The 14914-nt window shown below is 68.8% G+C and carries 13 protein-coding genes; 7 read left to right on the top strand and 6 right to left on the bottom strand.

Annotated features, from left to right (window positions below; genetic code table 11):
* Positions 1 to 77: 77 nt before the first annotated feature.
* The 3 genes from prfB to V7D28_RS01470 all read right to left on the bottom strand — a co-directional run bounded on the left by prfB (position 78) and on the right by V7D28_RS01470 (position 4841).
* A protein-coding gene (gene prfB / locus V7D28_RS01480; RefSeq protein WP_333585582.1) for a peptide chain release factor 2 occupies positions 78 to 1191 on the bottom strand; the annotation gives its coding sequence in 2 pieces (ribosomal slippage) (positions 78 to 1121 and positions 1123 to 1191; 1113 coding nt in all).
* A 93-nt stretch (positions 1192 to 1284) separates the two neighbouring features.
* Entirely contained in the window at positions 1285 to 3615 is a 2331-nt protein-coding gene (locus V7D28_RS01475; RefSeq protein ID WP_333585581.1) for a penicillin-binding protein 1A, read from the bottom strand.
* Positions 3616 to 3764: 149 nt separating this feature from the next.
* Positions 3765 to 4841 (bottom strand): N-acetylmuramoyl-L-alanine amidase family protein, encoded by a 1077-nt coding sequence (locus tag V7D28_RS01470; protein WP_333585580.1) that lies wholly within the window; start codon positions 4839 to 4841, stop codon positions 3765 to 3767.
* Between the two features lie 532 nt (positions 4842 to 5373).
* Here V7D28_RS01470 and V7D28_RS01465 point away from each other — a divergent pair.
* From V7D28_RS01465 to V7D28_RS01455, 3 genes are all read left to right on the top strand, one after another.
* Positions 5374 to 8025 carry an Rne/Rng family ribonuclease gene (locus V7D28_RS01465; protein ID WP_333585579.1) on the top strand — a complete coding sequence of 884 codons (2652 nt, stop codon included), beginning with the start codon at positions 5374 to 5376 and terminating at the stop codon, positions 8023 to 8025.
* 154 nt (positions 8026 to 8179) lie between these two features.
* The gene (locus tag V7D28_RS01460; protein ID WP_333585578.1) at positions 8180 to 9583 is read left to right on the top strand and encodes a M48 family metalloprotease; all 1404 of its coding nucleotides are present in this window, start codon (positions 8180 to 8182) and stop codon (positions 9581 to 9583) included.
* 117 nt (positions 9584 to 9700) lie between these two features.
* Positions 9701 to 10411: a DsbA family protein gene (locus V7D28_RS01455; protein ID WP_333585577.1), complete on the top strand. Its 711-nt coding sequence runs from the start codon at positions 9701 to 9703 to the stop codon at positions 10409 to 10411.
* A gap of 5 nt (positions 10412 to 10416) precedes the next feature.
* Here the strand turns inward: V7D28_RS01455 and V7D28_RS01450 are convergent, their stop codons facing one another.
* A complete protein-coding gene (locus V7D28_RS01450; protein ID WP_333585576.1) occupies positions 10417 to 11220 on the bottom strand; it encodes a thiazole synthase in 804 nt (267 codons plus the stop codon).
* A 1-nt stretch (position 11221) separates the two neighbouring features.
* Positions 11222 to 11422, bottom strand: a complete 201-nt coding sequence (gene thiS, locus V7D28_RS01445) for a sulfur carrier protein ThiS (protein WP_333585575.1) — start codon at positions 11420 to 11422, stop codon at positions 11222 to 11224.
* Positions 11423 to 11508: 86 nt separating this feature from the next.
* Here thiS and V7D28_RS01440 point away from each other — a divergent pair, with 86 nt between their 5' ends.
* The 4 genes from V7D28_RS01440 to aat are packed head-to-tail and all read left to right on the top strand — an operon-like array spanning position 11509 to position 14486.
* The gene (locus V7D28_RS01440; RefSeq protein WP_333585574.1) at positions 11509 to 11946 is read left to right on the top strand and encodes a type II 3-dehydroquinate dehydratase; all 438 of its coding nucleotides are present in this window, start codon (positions 11509 to 11511) and stop codon (positions 11944 to 11946) included.
* A 27-nt stretch (positions 11947 to 11973) separates the two neighbouring features.
* Positions 11974 to 12453, top strand: a complete 480-nt coding sequence (gene accB, locus V7D28_RS01435) for an acetyl-CoA carboxylase biotin carboxyl carrier protein (RefSeq protein WP_333585573.1) — start codon at positions 11974 to 11976, stop codon at positions 12451 to 12453.
* Positions 12454 to 12457: 4 nt separating this feature from the next.
* Positions 12458 to 13810, top strand: a complete 1353-nt coding sequence (gene accC, locus V7D28_RS01430) for an acetyl-CoA carboxylase biotin carboxylase subunit (protein ID WP_333585572.1) — start codon at positions 12458 to 12460, stop codon at positions 13808 to 13810.
* Positions 13811 to 13841: 31 nt separating this feature from the next.
* Positions 13842 to 14486: a leucyl/phenylalanyl-tRNA--protein transferase gene (aat, locus tag V7D28_RS01425; RefSeq protein WP_333585571.1), complete on the top strand. Its 645-nt coding sequence runs from the start codon at positions 13842 to 13844 to the stop codon at positions 14484 to 14486.
* On the opposite strand, the gene V7D28_RS01420 is transcribed toward aat, so the two are convergent.
* A partial coding sequence (locus V7D28_RS01420; RefSeq protein ID WP_333585570.1) for a DUF2155 domain-containing protein occupies positions 14432 to 14914 on the bottom strand: 483 nt, incomplete at its 5' end. The genes aat and V7D28_RS01420 overlap by 55 nt on opposite strands.

Below are 14914 nucleotides of genomic sequence, written 5' to 3'. Positions count from 1 at the left end.
CGTGAGCCGATTCCTGGAAATCGAATCACGGCCCAGGCGACGACCCGATCTGGCCGATCAGGTCGCCGTCCGTCTTCCTATCCCTCGCGCGTGACCCCGACCCTCTGGGCCAGGGATGCGCCCATGAAGGCGTCCAGATCGCCGTCCAACACCCCGTCGGTGTCCGAGGTCTCCACCTGGGTCCGCAGGTCCTTGACCATCTGATAGGGCTGCAGGACGTAGGAGCGGATCTGGTGGCCCCAGCCGATGTCGGTCTTCTGATCTTCCAGGGCCTGCTGTTCGGCCTCGCGCTTTTGCAGCTCCAGCTCGTAAAGCCGGGCGCGCAGCATCTTCCAGGCCTCATCCCGGTTGGCGTGCTGGGAGCGTCCCGCCTGGCAGGCCACGACCACGCCGGTGGGAATGTGCGTCAGGCGCACCGCGGAATCGGTCTTGTTGATGTGCTGACCGCCGGCGCCGGAGGCCCGGTAGGTGTCGGTGCGCACATCGGCGGGGTTGATCTCGATCTCAATGGTGTCATCGACCACCGGATAGACCCAGACCGAGGCGAAGCTCGTATGCCGCTTGGCGTTGGCGTCGAAGGGCGAAATCCGCACCAGCCGGTGCACCCCAGCCTCGGTCTTCAGCCAGCCATAGGCGTTGGCGCCCTTGATCTGGAGGGTGGCCGACTTGATGCCGGCCTGTTCGCCGGAGGTCTCCTCCACAAGCTCGACGCTCATGCCGTGCTGCTGGGCCCAACGGCTGTACATACGCAGGAGCATGCCCGCCCAGTCGTTGGATTCCGTGCCACCAGCGCCGGAATTGATTTCCACATAGGCGTCGTTGCCGTCGGCCTCGCCGGACAGCAGGGCCTCCAGCTCGGCGCGAGCGCCCCGCTCCTTGATGGCGCGCAGTTCGGCCCGGGCCTCCTCAAGGGTGGCCTCATCGCCCTCCTCGTCGGCCAGTTCGGCCAGGGCCAGGGCGTCGGCCAGGTCGCGCTCCAGCCCCTTGACCGCGTCCACCTGACCGGCGAGCCGCTGACGGTCGCGCATGATGGACTGGGCCTGGGCCGCGTCATCCCAAAGGGTCGGGTCCTCGACCCGGGCGTTCAGTTCGTCGAGGCGTCGAAGGGCAGGTTCCCAGTCAAAGTCGCCTCCTGAGCAGTCCGATCGACTGCTCGATGTCGGCCGCCATGGCCTCGACATCCGCTCGCATGCTTCGCTCCTGGCGATGAAATCCGTCCGGGCGATGATCTATCCGGGCCGCCCGGCCGCCTCTCGGGGCGCGGGGGATAACCCGGACGCCCAGTCAATACAATCCGCTCATCTCGTCATTGGGCGTGTTGGCCGCCTCGCCGGCGCTGCCCGCGCCGGTGACACGGCCATCGGGCCAGACCTTGTTGTAGGGCATGGGACCGCCCGCGCCTTCAGCCGCCGGCGTTGGCGCGCGAGGTTCGGTGCCGGGCCGGAAGGCCTCGCGGATCCCCCGCACGCTGGCGAACTTGGCGTTCTCCGGCGCCCTGAACTCCGTGACCGGCGTGCCCTTGATCGCCTCGCGCATGAAGGCGGTGAAGACGGGCACGGCCGCCGTCGTGCCGGTTTCGCCAAAGCCCAGGGACCGGTTGTCGTCGAAGCCGATGAAGACCCCGGCCACGATTTCCGGCGTGAAGCCGACGAACCAGGCGCTGCGGTACTCGTTGGTGGTGCCGGTCTTGCCGCCCACGGGCCGTCCCAGAACCGAAACCGAGGTTGCGGTTCCGCGCTGGACCACGCCCTGAAGCATGGAGTTGATCTGATAGGCGGTGATCGGGTCCATCACCTGCTGACCCGCCGGGACGATCCGCGGGCTCTCGTCCCCGCTGAAGCCGGCCCGGCAACCGCGGCACTCCCGGCTGTCGGCCCGCCAGATGACCGCCCCCTCGCGATCCTGGACCAGTTCGATCAGGTGCGGCTCAACCCGCCGGCCGCCGTTCACGAAGGCGGCGTAGGAGGCCGTCAGGCGGAAGGGCGTCGTCTCGCCAGCCCCGAGAGACATGGCCAGGACAGGCGCCATGCTGTCGGCGACGTCCATCTTCACCGCCAGGTCGGCGATCTTGCGCATACCCACCCCCTGGGCGAGGCGGACGGTCATGGTGTTGCGCGACAGTTCCAGGCCACGGCGCAGGGTCAGGGCGCCGTAATACTGCCGGTTGTAGTTCTCGGGGCTCCAGGCCTCCCCCTGCGCGCCCGGCAGGGTGATGCGGGAGTCCATGACGACGCTGGCCGGGGTGTAGCCGTTCTCCAGGGCCGCGGCATAGACGATGGGCTTGAAGGCCGAGCCGGGCTGGCGGCGCGCCTGGGTCGCCCGGTTGAAGCTGGACAGGGAGAAGGAATAGCCGCCCACCATGGCCAGCACGCGGCCGGAGTGCGGCTCGATGGCCACCAGGGCGCCGTTGACCTGGGGCACCTGCTTCAGGCGGAAGGCGCCGCCCTCCCCCTCCGGCGGCTCCACAAATATCAGGTCCCCCGCCGAAAGGCCCTTGCCGGCCCTCGCCCAGCTGACGTCCTGGGGCGCCAGAGCCCCCTTGGCGCCGCCCTGGGCGACCTCCACCCGCACGGTCCCGCCGGAGACTTCCGTCACCACAGCGGCGCGCCAGCGGCGACGCTCGGCCGGAGCGGCCTGCTTGAGCGCCGCCTCCTGCCAGCCGGGCTCCAGCTCCACCCGCCCCCAGGCGCCGCGCCAGCCGTGGCGGCGGTCATACTGCTCCAGCCCGTCCATCAGGGCTGCGCGCGCGGCGGTCTGAAGCCGGGGGTCGAGGGTCGTGCGCATATAGTAGCCGCCCTCGTTCAGGCGGTCGCCCAGAGCGTTCAGCCCACGACGGCGCACCTCCTCCACGAAATAGTCGGCGTCACGATACTTGGCGCGGGTGGGCGCCTCCTGGACCACCAGGTCCTCAGCCATGGCCGCCTCGGCGGCCTCGCGCTCGACCCAGCCGAGATCGGCCATCTCGCCGATGACCCAGTTGCGGCGGCCGATGGCCGCGGCCTTGCGCCGCTGCGGGTGGTAGTTTTGCGGTCCCTTCGGCAGGGCTGCCAGATAGGCGGCCTCAGCCACGGTCAGGTCACTGATGGACTTGCCGAAATAGTTGTAGGCCGCCGCCCCCACGCCATAGGAGCGATATCCAAGCCAGATCTCGTTCAGATAAAGCTCGAGGATCTGCTCCTTGCTGAGGGTCTGCTCCAGCCGCTGGGCGAGCACCGCCTCCTTGAACTTGCGTCCCAGGGTGGCGTCGCTGGTCAGCAGGACGTTCTTGGCTACCTGCTGGGTGATGGTGGAGCCGCCCTCCAGCCGACGTCCCTGAACCGCGTTCAGGACGTTCTTCATCATGGCGCGGGCCAGGCCCATGGCGTCCACGCCGCCGTGCCGGAAGAAGTTGCGGTCTTCCGCCGCCAGAAAGGCCTGCACCATGTGCGGCGGCATCTGGTCGTAGGGCACATAGATGCGCCGCTCGCGGGAAAACTCGCCAATCAGCGTGCCGTCCCAGGCATAGGCGCGGGTGGCCGTGGGCGGGCGGTAGTCCGCCAGTTCGCTGGCGTCGGGCATGTCATGGAAGAGCCAGGCGGCGTAGATGGCGACCGCAAAGCCTGCGACGGCGATCATGCTAAGCACGGCGACGCCGGCGATCGCGACCCATCTCTCGGGGGGATTCAACTGCGCTGACCTCCACGGGCGCCCTCAACCCGTCCGCCGTCATCTAGCCTGCATCGCGGCGGGCGCCAACGCCCGCAAGGGGGCGCGGCGGCGCCTCTTCAGCGCGAGGCGATGTGGGTCTGCTGGGCGAAGTAGTCGTCGATGGCGTCGCCCACGGCGTTCATGAACCGGCCGCGGCGGGCAGGATCCATCAGCAGCGCTTCATCGTCCACATTGGTCATGAAGCCCATCTCCAGCAGGACCGCCGGCACGTCGGGCGCCAGCAGCACCACGAAGCCCGCGTCCCGATGACTGCGACGCAGCAGGGGCATGTGTCCGTCGGCCTTGGCCAGCAGCAGTTCGGCGAAATTGGCCGAGCGGTTCTTGGTGGCCCGCTGGGTCAGGTCGAAGAGGATGTCGCGCACGCCCTCGTCGCCCCGGTGAAGGCTGGCGTTCATGAACCAGTCGTCGTTGGAAACGAACTTGGCCGCCCGACCGGAGGCCTGCTCCGAGAGAGTGTAGACCGAGGCGCCCCGGGTGGCGGCGTCGGCGCCGGCGTCGGCATGGAGCGAGATGAACAGGTCCGCCCCGGCCCGGCGCGCCGTCTGGACCCGGCTCTCCAGCGGGACATAGACGTCGGTGCTGCGGGTCAGCACGACCTTGTATTTGCCGCCCCGCTCCAGCCGCTGCTGAAGGGCCAGGGCCGCAGCCAGGGTGATGTCCTTCTCGAAGCCGCGCGAACCGCGGGCGCCCGGGTCGCGCCCGCCGTGCCCGGCGTCGATCACCACGACCTTCTTCAAAGGCAGGGGCCGCGCGGCGGGCGCGGAGGCCTGGGTCCGGCGGGCGGGCCTGGCGGTGAAGCTGGCCTGGGCGGGCGGATTGGCCGCGGCGATGTCCACCACATAGCGATAGTGCGGGACGCCGTCGGCGGGCGGCAGGAGGAACCGGCGCTTGATGCTGGCGCCGCCGGCCAGGTCGATCTGGACCCGCGCCGAGCCGCTGGCCTCGTCGATCATCCAGGCCTTGATCAGGCCCCGTCCGGCGCCCTGGAGGGTCGCGGCGGACTCGACGCCAGGAAGCGACAGGACGACCCGTCCATTGGAGCCATCCTGGGCGACCTTGGCGGTGGCGCTGCGCTGAAGATCGATGACCAGACGGGTTTCGGTGGCGTCGCCGCCCAGGCGAACGCCGAGCACGCTCGCGCCCGGGGAAGCGGCATGCGACACCGCGACGGCCACAAGCCCGCCCAGGACTGCGATCGCAGCTCCCGTCCAGGCCAGGCGCGCTTTCCGGACCCAATCGCCCAGTCTAGCCACCATCAACGGCACTCACCCACCAACGCATTTTCTTTGAAGACAATCGGGACGAGTATGGGCCATCCCCATGGAAAAAGGGTTAAGAGGCCGGTCATCGACAGGCGGCTTTCCTTTTTTCCTTGGGTGTTGCAAAGTCGCGCCGCGCACGGTGGGGGCGGGACTCATCTCAGCCTCCCTTTCGCGTCAAACACTGCGTCGGCCCGACCGAGTTCGGAGACGACGCGCCACCGATCCTCGCCTTGCAGGCGTGACTAGGACACACCCATGGGCAGCGTCGCACGAGCCCCATTCCGGCGTCCGGCCGGCCTCGCGGCCGCCGCTTTTGCCGCGAACAGAGATCCTGCGCGCGCCCTCCTGAAAAGCCGGCAGCGCCCGAACCTTGCGTTCGCGGCGCGCCGTGGAGATTCACTTTATGACGAAGAAGATGCTTATCGACGCAGCCCATGCCGAGGAGACTCGGGTGGTGCTGGTCGACGGGACGCGTGTTGAAGATTTCGATTTCGAGACCAAGAACCGCAAACAGCTTCGAGGAAACATCTATCTCGCCAAGGTGACGCGCGTGGAGCCCAGCCTCCAGGCCGCCTTCGTCGAGTATGGCGGAAACCGCCATGGCTTCCTCGCCTTCAACGAAATCCACCCGGACTACTACCAGATCCCCGTGGCCGATCGCGAAGCGCTGCTGCGTGAAGAGGCCGAGGATCACGACGAGGACGAACCGGCCCGCGCCGGGGATCCGGACGATGAGGACGGCGAGGCCGGCGCCGACGAAGACGACGTCATGGACGAAGAGGTCGCCCGGCGTCGCCGGCGGCTGATGCGTCGCTACAAGATCCAGGAAGTGATCCGCCGCCGGCAGATCATGCTGGTTCAGGTCGTCAAGGAGGAGCGCGGCAACAAGGGCGCGGCGCTCACCACCTATCTGTCCCTGGCCGGCCGCTATGGCGTGCTGATGCCCAACACCGCCCGGGGCGGCGGCATTAGCCGCAAGATCACCACCGCCACCGACCGGAAGCGCCTGAAGGGCGTGGTGCAGAGCCTGGACGTGCCGCAGGGCATGGGGCTGATCGTGCGGACCGCCGGCGCCAAGCGCACCAAGGCCGAGATCAAGCGCGACTACGAGTACCTGCTGCGCTTGTGGGAGAATATCCGCGAGACGACCCTGCACTCCATCGCCCCGGCCCTGATCTACGAGGAAGAGGACCTGGTCAAACGGGCCATCCGCGACCTCTATGACAAGGACATCGACGGGGTGTTCGTGGAGGGCGAGGCCGGCTTCAAGGAAGCGCGCGACTTCATGCGCATGCTGATGCCGTCCCAGGCCAAGAAGGTTCAGCTCTATCGCGAGCCGACGCCCCTGTTCGTGAAGCACAAGGTGGAAGACCACCTGTCGCAGATCTACAGCCCGGTGGTGCCCCTGAAATCGGGCGGCTATCTGGTGATCAACCAGACCGAGGCCCTGGTGGCCGTCGACGTGAACTCCGGTCGCTCCACCCGCGAACGGAACATCGAGGCTACGGCGCTCAAGACCAATATGGAAGCCGCCGAGGAGGCCGCCCGGCAGCTGCGGTTGCGGGATCTGGCCGGCCTGATCGTCATCGACTTCATCGACATGGATGAGTCGAAGAACAATCGCGCCGTCGAGAAGAAGCTCAAGGACGCGCTCAAGGACGACCGCGCCCGCGTCCAGATGGGCAAGATCAGCGGCTTCGGCCTCATGGAGATCAGCCGCCAGCGCCGCCGGACCGGCGTGCTGGAAGGCACCACCCATGTCTGCGAGCACTGCAACGGCACCGGCCGGGTCCGTTCTGTGGAGTCCAGCGCCCTTGCGGCCCTGCGCGCCCTGGAGATCGAGGCCCTGCGCGGCGGCGGCGAGGTGAGCCTGAAGGCGCCCCGCGCCGTGGCGCTCTACATCCTCAACGAGAAGCGCGCCCATCTGGCCCGCCTGCACGAGACGCTTGGCGTGTTCGTCACCGTGGTGGTGGACGACGCCATGCCCCACGCCGACTACGAGATCGAGCGCACGGCCAGCGAGACCCGGCCCGACCATGCGGTGATCACCCACGCCGCCCCGGCGCCGTTCGAGCCCGTCTATGACGATGTCGACGACATCGAAGACGAGGATGAGGACGAAGAGCTCGAGGACGACGAGGCTGAGGATGAGGTCGCCCTGGCCGAGGACGAGGAAGATGAAGACGGCGAGCGTCCGCGCGCTCGCCAGGCCGATGACGACGCTCGGGGTCGTGGGCGTCGCCGCCGGCGTCGCCGCGGCGGACGTCGCGACGAAGAGGAGCGTCCCGCCCCGGAGGCCGAGGCCCGCGGCATGGACGACGAGAATGGCGGCCGTCGTCGTCGTCGGGGCCGCCGCGGCGGCCGAAGGATGCGCGAGGACCGTCCGGGCGACGTGTTCGCCTGGGTCCGTCCCTGGGTTCCCTATACCGATGACCCCTTCGTCTGGTTCGACCTGTCCGAAGACCAGCGCATGGCGGTGAACGAGGCGGCGCCGAGCGCGGCTGAAACCCCGGCGGCGTCGGTCGTGATCGAACAACCGGCGGCCGAGAGCGCCGAGGCCCGGCCCGCCCCTGTGGCCGCCGCCTCCGACGACGACATCTGGGTCGAACTGCCCGAGGTGGAGGAAAAGCCCAAGAAGCGTCGCACGCGCAGCCGCAAGGCCGCGGCCGAACCGACCGAGGCTCCGGCCGAGACTCCGGCCGCCGAGGCCGCGCCGCCGGAAGCTGTGACCGCCGCCCCCGTGGAGGCTGAACCGGCGGCCGAGGCCGAAGCGGTCGAGCCGCCCGCCAAGCCCAAGCGCGTCCGGACCCGCAAGAAGGCCGAACCCAAGGTCGAGGCCGCCCCGGCGCCGGAGGCTTCCGCAGAGGTCGTGACGGCCGAGGCGGCGCCTGCCTCTGCACCTGCCCCCGAGCCCGTCCCGGAGCGCGCGCCTGCGGCGGCCGTGGCGGAGCCCGCTGCGGCGGAGACTCCTGTGGAGACGGCCGCCCAGCCCGACCCTGCGGAAATCACCGCCCCGCCGTCCAAGCCGCGCCGAGGCTGGTGGCGCCGGGGTTAAGAGACGAGCTGGCGCATGGCGGGGGCTCATCCCGACATGCGCCAGCCCTTTCAATTCGCAGGCATCGGCGAGGTTGAACCCTTGGCCCCTGCGGCGGGAAATGATCTAGACTTGAGCTGACGGGCGCCGGGGGGACGCGAGCGAGAGAATGAGCATGGCCTCCCCCCTGCACGTCCTGAAGCGAACCGTGACTGGCCTGGCGCTCAGCGGGGCCCTGGCCCTGGCGCCGGTCGCGGCCTTCGCCCAGGACCGGATGACCCTGATCCGGGACACCGAGATCGAGGCGACCCTGCGGTCATATTCGGAGCCAATCCTCGACGCCGCAGGCATCAACTCCGCCGATGTGAACATCCTGCTGATCGGCAGCCGCGACTTGAACGCCTTCGCCGCCCCGCGGACCATGGGCTTCTTCACCGGCCTGATCCTGGAGTCCAAGACGCCCAACCAACTCCAGGGCGTCATCGCCCACGAGGTGGGCCACCTGGCCGCCGGCCACAGCGCCCGCTCGGGGGAGATGCAGCGGGCGGGCATGCAGCCCTTCCTGCTGACCATGGGTCTGGGGGTCCTGGCCGCCCTGGCCGGGGCTGGCGACGCCGCCGTGGCCCTCATGGGCAGCGCCGGCCAGTTCGGGGCCCTGGGCGCCATGGGCTACAGCCGCGAACAGGAAGGCCGCGCCGACCAGGCCGGCCTCAACCTGCTGGACAAGGCCGGTATTTCCGGCCGCGGCCTCTATGAGTTCTTCGACAACTTCCGCTACCAGGAGGTGTTCCAGGAGGCGCGGCGCTACGAGTATTTCCGCAGCCACCCCCTGTCGTCGGACCGCATCGAGCGCCTGCGCGCCCGCGCCGAAAAGCTCAAGGACTACGACAAGCTCGACAGCCCCGAAGCCCTGGCCGAGCACGAGATCATGAAGGCCAAGCTGCTGGGCTTTCTGAGCCCGCAACGGGCCATCGTCACCTATAGCGAGACCGACCCCTCCTACCCGGCCCGCTACGCCCGCTCCATCGCCTATTATCAGATGAAGGAGCCGGACAAGGCCCTGCGGCTGATAGAGGACATGCTCGCCGAGCAACCCGACAACGCCTATCTCTGGGAGCTGAAGGGACAGATCCTGTTTGAGTTCGGCCGCACCCAGGAGGCTGAACAGCCCCAGCGCAAGTCTGTGGAGCTGATGCCCGAGGCGCCGCTGCTGCGGGTCAATCTGGGCCAGACCCTGATCGCCCTCGATGACGAGGCCAAGCTGGCCGAGGGCGTGGCCGAGCTGCGCAAGGCCCTGACCCAGGAAAACGACAATGCGGTGGCCTGGCGGCTGCTGGCCGAGGCCTATGACCGCAGCGGCGATGACGGGCAGGCGCGCCTGGCCACGGCGGAGTACAACTTCCACATCGGCAACCGCCAGCAGGCGCGGGTCTTCGCCATGCGGGCCCGCGACCTTCTGGACCGGGACACCCCCCAGTGGCGGCGGGCCACCGACATCGTGCTCACCTCAAATCCCTCGCGCGAGGATCTGCGCGAACTGGCCCAGGAGGGCGCCATCCGTAGCGGGTCGATGCGTTAGGCCGAGCCCGCCCATCCCCGCCGTCCCACCCATCTCCTGCTCTCATAGCCCTTCCCCGCCGCGGCTTGGCCGACGGCGCGGCGAGGCTTCAACCCGGACCCCATGATGAGATCTCCCTTGATCCTGCTCGCCGCGCTCAGCGCCTCCGCCCTCGCGCTCGCCGCCTGCGACCGCAGTTCCGACACGGCGTTCGGCGAGCGGGTGCGCGCCTATCTGCTGGAAAATCCCGAGGTCATCGAAGAGGCCGTCCAGAAGCTGGGCGAGAAGCGGGAGGCCGCCGCAGCCCAGGCCGCCGTGGGCGCCCTGGCCGAACAGCGCCAGGCCCTGGAACGCGACCCGCGGGACTTCGTGGCCAATCCTGATGGCGCCATCACCGTCACCGAGTTCTTCGACTACCGGTGCGGCTACTGCAAGATGATCGCTCCGGAGATCACCAAGCTCATCGAGGAGAACCGCGACGTGCGGTTCGTCTTCAAGGAATTCCCGATCTTCGGCGCCCAGTCCGATGAGACCGCCGCCATCATGCTGACCGAACTGGTCAAGCCCAAGACCCTGGAGCTCCACGACCGGCTCATGGCCGAAAAAGCGCTGAACGACGCGGCCATCGACCGCCACCTGCGCGAGTTGGGCATAGACCCGGCTGCGGCGCGTCAGGCGGCCAAGGCCCCGGCCATCCAGCAGCAGCTGGAAGACACCCACGAGTTGGCGGCCGCCCTGGGAATCAACGGCACTCCGGCCTTCGTCGTGGGCGACAAGATCATTTCCGGCGCCGACCTCAACAGCCTGCGCGCCGCCATCGCCGTCCAGAGGGCGGGCGACCTGAAATAGAGCGCTTAGATCAGGCCCGCCAGCGGCGAAGAGGGGTCGGCATAGCTGCGCATGGGCATGCGCCCCGCCAGGAAGGCCTCGCGACCGGCGATCACCGCGTGGCGCATGGCCCGCGCCATGCGCACCGGATCGCGCGCCTCGGCGATGGCGGTGTTCATGAGGACCGCATCACAGCCCATCTCCATGGCCACCGCCGCATCCGACGCCGTGCCCACGCCGGCGTCCACAAGTACGGGCACCTTGGCCTGTTCGATGATGAGGCCAAGATTGAGCCGGTTCTGGATGCCGCGCCCCGATCCGATGGGCGCGCCAAGCGGCATGATCGCCGCGGCGCCGGCCTCCTCGAGCTTCAGGGCGTAGACCGGATCATCGGTGCAATAGACCATCACCTCGAAGCCGTCGGCGATCAGGAGCTTCAGCGCCCGCAAGGTCTCTTCCATGTCGGGCAGCAGGTGCTTGGTGTTGGAGAGAACCTCAAGCTTGACCAGGTTCCAGCCGCCGGCCTCCCGAGCCAGGCGAAGGGTGCGCACCGCCTCCTCGCCGGTGAAGCAGCCGGCCGTATTGGGCAGGAAGGTGAAGCGGTCCGGCTTCACATGGTCCACCAGCATGGGCTGGCTGGGGTCCGACAGGTTCACCCGGCGCAGGGCGACGGTGACGATCTCCGCGCCCGCCGCCTCGGCCGCGGCCGCGTTGGCGGCATAGTCCTTGTACTTGCCCGTGCCCACGATCAGCCGCGAACGGAAGGTCCGGCCGGCCACGCTCCAGGTGTCGCCCGCCTCCACCGCCGCCAGGGTCGCTGCGTCGTCCATGTCAGCCGCCTCCGATAAAATGCACGATCTCGATCCGGTCCCCCTCGGTGACGGGGGTGCGGCCATAGGCCGAACGCGGCACGATTTCCAGGTTCTGCTCCACCGCCACCTTGCGCGGATCGAGACCCAGGGCCTCCACCAGGGCCGCCAGGTCGGTAACCGGCGGCACGCTGCGCGCCTCGCCATTGATGGTCAGGTTCATGGGGCCTCTGGACCGCCTGCCGGTCGCGATGCTTGTGACCCCCGCCCGCGCCCGTTACAAGACAGCGGAATCGCCGGCGGAGCCGAATGTCGAAACCGATCTATGTGCTGAGCGGCCCCAATCTCAACCTCCTGGGCGTCCGCGAACCTCATATTTATGGCAAGGATACCCTCGACGACGTTCGCGCCGCCTGCGAACGCCGGGCCCAGACCCTTGGCCGCAGCATCGTGTTCCGCCAATCCAATCACGAAGGCGTGCTGATCGACTGGATTCAGGAAGCCCGGACCGGGGCCAGCGCCCTGGTGATCAATCCGGCCGCCTACGGCCACACCTCCATCGCCCTGCTCGACGCCCTGAAGGCGGCCGACATCCCGGTGGTGGAGTGCCATCTGTCCAATCCGGCGGCGCGCGAGACGTTCCGCCATCACACCTATGTCTCGCTGGCGGCGACGGGCCTTGTGTCCGGCTTCGGTCTGGCGAGTTATGAACTGGCCGTCGAGGCCGCCGCGCGCCTCAGCGCCTGACGCCTCCCAGCAGCAAGGGTCTATTCCATGGCTACCAGTCCCAAGGCTTCCGCCGAACAGATCGACGCACGTCTGGTGCGCAAACTGGCGGACATCCTGACCGAGACGGGACTGACCGAGATCGAGGTCGAGCGCGATGATCTGAAGATCCGCGTGGCCCGTCAGGTCACCGTGACCGCCACGGTGGCCGCGCCGGCCCCGGCGACCGCGGCCCCGGCGCCGGCCGCTCCGTCTGCCGTGGACGCCGCGCCTGCCGCTCCGGCCCGTAAGGCGGGCGATGCGGTGAACTCCCCCATGGTGGGGACCGTCTATCTTCAGCCGCAGCCTGGCGCGCCGTCCTTCATCAAGGTGGGCGACACCGTGCAGTCGGGCCAGACCCTGATGATCATCGAGGCCATGAAGACCATGAACCCGATCCCCGCCCCGCGGGCGGGCAAGGTGGTGGAAATCCTGGTGGCCGACGCCCAGCCGGTCGAGTTCGGCGAACCGCTCGTCATCATCGAGTAGATCGATGTTCGAGAAAATCCTCATCGCCAACCGGGGCGAGATCGCCCTGCGGGTCCACCGCGCCTGCAAGGAAATGGGCATCGCCACGGTGGCGGTCCATTCCGAGGCCGATTCCGGCGCCATGTGGGTGCGTCTCGCCGACGAGAGCGTCTGCATCGGACCGGCGGCGGCGGCCAAGAGCTATCTGAACATCCCGGCCATCATCGCCGCGGCGGAGATCACCGGCGCCCAGGCCATCCATCCGGGCTACGGCTTCCTGTCGGAAAACGCCCGCTTCGCCGACATTGTGGGGGCCCACGGCTTCACCTTCATCGGGCCCAAGCCCGAGCACATCCAGATGATGGGCGACAAGATCACCGCCAAGCAGGCGGTGAAGGCGGCGGGCATCCCCGTGGTCCCCGGATCCGACGGGGCGGTGACCACCGAGGAAGAGGCCTTCGCCGCGGCGGAGAAGATCGGCTTCCCGGTCCTGATCAAGGCGGCGGCCGGCGGCGGCGGTCGCGGCATGAAGGTGGCCCTGGACCGTGACAGCCTGGCCGAGGCCGTCTCCACAGCCCGCGCCGAGGCCCGCGCCGCCTTCGGCGACGATGCGGTCTATATGGAGCGTTACCTCCAGAAGCCCCGGCACATCGAGATCCAGGTCATCGCCGACGCCTTCGGCAATGTCTGCCACCTGGGCGAACGGGACTGTTCGCTGCAGCGGCGTCACCAGAAGGTGCTGGAGGAGGCCCCCTCCCCGGCCATCGACGCCGCGGCGCGGGCCAGGATCGGCCAGACCGTGGTCGAGGCCATCAAGGCCATCGGCTATCTGGGCGTGGGTACGATCGAATTCCTGTACGAGAACGGCGAGTTCTTCTTCATCGAGATGAACACTCGCCTGCAGGTGGAACATCCGGTCACCGAAGCCATCACCGGCATCGACCTGGTGCGCGAACAGATCCGCATCGCCGCGGGCCTGCCGCTTTCCTTCACCCAGGATCAGGTGGTGTTCGAAGGCCATGCCATCGAATGCCGGATCAACGCCGAGAACCCGCGCACCTTCACGCCCTCGCCGGGCAAGGTCACCGACTTCCACGCCCCCGGCGGCCTGGGCGTGCGGCTCGATTCGGCGGTCTATGCCGGCTATTCCATCCCGCCCCACTATGACAGCCTGATCGGCAAGCTGATCGTGCACGGCCGCGACCGGGAAGAGTGCATCGCGCGGGTCTGCCGCTGCCTGGGTGAGATGGTGGTCGGCGGCGTCGACACCACCATCCCGCTGTTCCAGGACCTGTTACAGCAGCCGGAAATCCTGGCCGGCGACTACAATATCCACTGGCTGGAAAAGTGGATTCGCGCCCAGTCCGAACAGGGCTGAGGCCAGCGCCCCGGCCGCAGGCGTGACGGGCGTGGAGAGCTTCGGCCCCCAGCAACTGCTCGCCTGCTACGCCCGGGGCGTCTTTCCCATGGCCGATTCCCGGGAGGATGAGCGCATCTTCCTGGTGGATCCTGAGCTGCGCGGGGTCCTGCCGCTCGAGGCCCTCCACATTCCGCGCCGGCTGGCCCGCACGGTGCGGGCCGAACGGTTCGAGGTGCGCTTCGACACCGCCTTCGACGCCGTGGTGGCGCTCTGCGCCGAGCCGGCCCCCGACCGGCCGGAGACCTGGATCAATCCCGCCATCGCCCACCTCTATGGCCGCCTGCATCAGGCGGGCTTCGCCCACAGCGTGGAGTGCTGGCGCGCGGGGCGGCTGGTGGGGGGCCTTTACGGCGTGTCCCTGGGCGGGGCCTTTTTCGGCGAGAGCATGTTCTCCCGCGAGACCGACGCCTCAAAGGTCGCCCTGGTCCATCTGGCGGCGCGCCTGATCCTTGGCGGCTATATCCTTCTGGACACCCAGTTCATCACCGACCATCTCAGCCGCTTCGGGGCGATTGAAATCCCCCGCAAGGCATATTTGAAGCGTCTGGAGGCGGCCCTGGCGATCGATGCCGCCTTTGATCAGCCCCCGCTGGCGGGCGCAGCCGCCCTGCAGGTCACCAGCCAGGCGTCATAGACCGGGTGCTCCAGGGGGTGCAGCCCCGGCGAGGCCGCATACATCCACCCCCGATAGGCCTGGCGCGCCGGGGGCGCGGGCCGGCCGGGGCGGGCCTGAGGTTGGGAATCGATAGTCATATAGGCCACCGCATCGGGGGCCGGCTCGTCGGCCGCGGTCAGCTCGCAGGCGCGCACGGTGAAGATCAGGCTCTTATAGCGGATGGGCTGGCCCACCGGCGCCTCGAAGCGGATGGTTTCGGCGGTCACCTTGTCCAGGGCCTGGATCACCGCCACCCCGTAACGCGCGCGCTTCAGGGGTGTGCGCTCGGCCGGCGGCGCCTCGGCCTGGGCCGGCGCGGGCGGCGGCGCCTCGGCGGCCGCAGGCGCTGGCTCCACGGGCAAGAGCTGAGACAGATCGGCCGGGGAGGCAGGCGCGGCGGGACTGGG

The organism is Phenylobacterium sp. (assembly GCF_036723115.1).
Lineage (GTDB): Bacteria > Pseudomonadota > Alphaproteobacteria > Caulobacterales > Caulobacteraceae > Phenylobacterium.
Note: the sequence above shows the minus strand (reverse complement) of the source record. Positions and strands in the feature narration are given on the sequence as shown.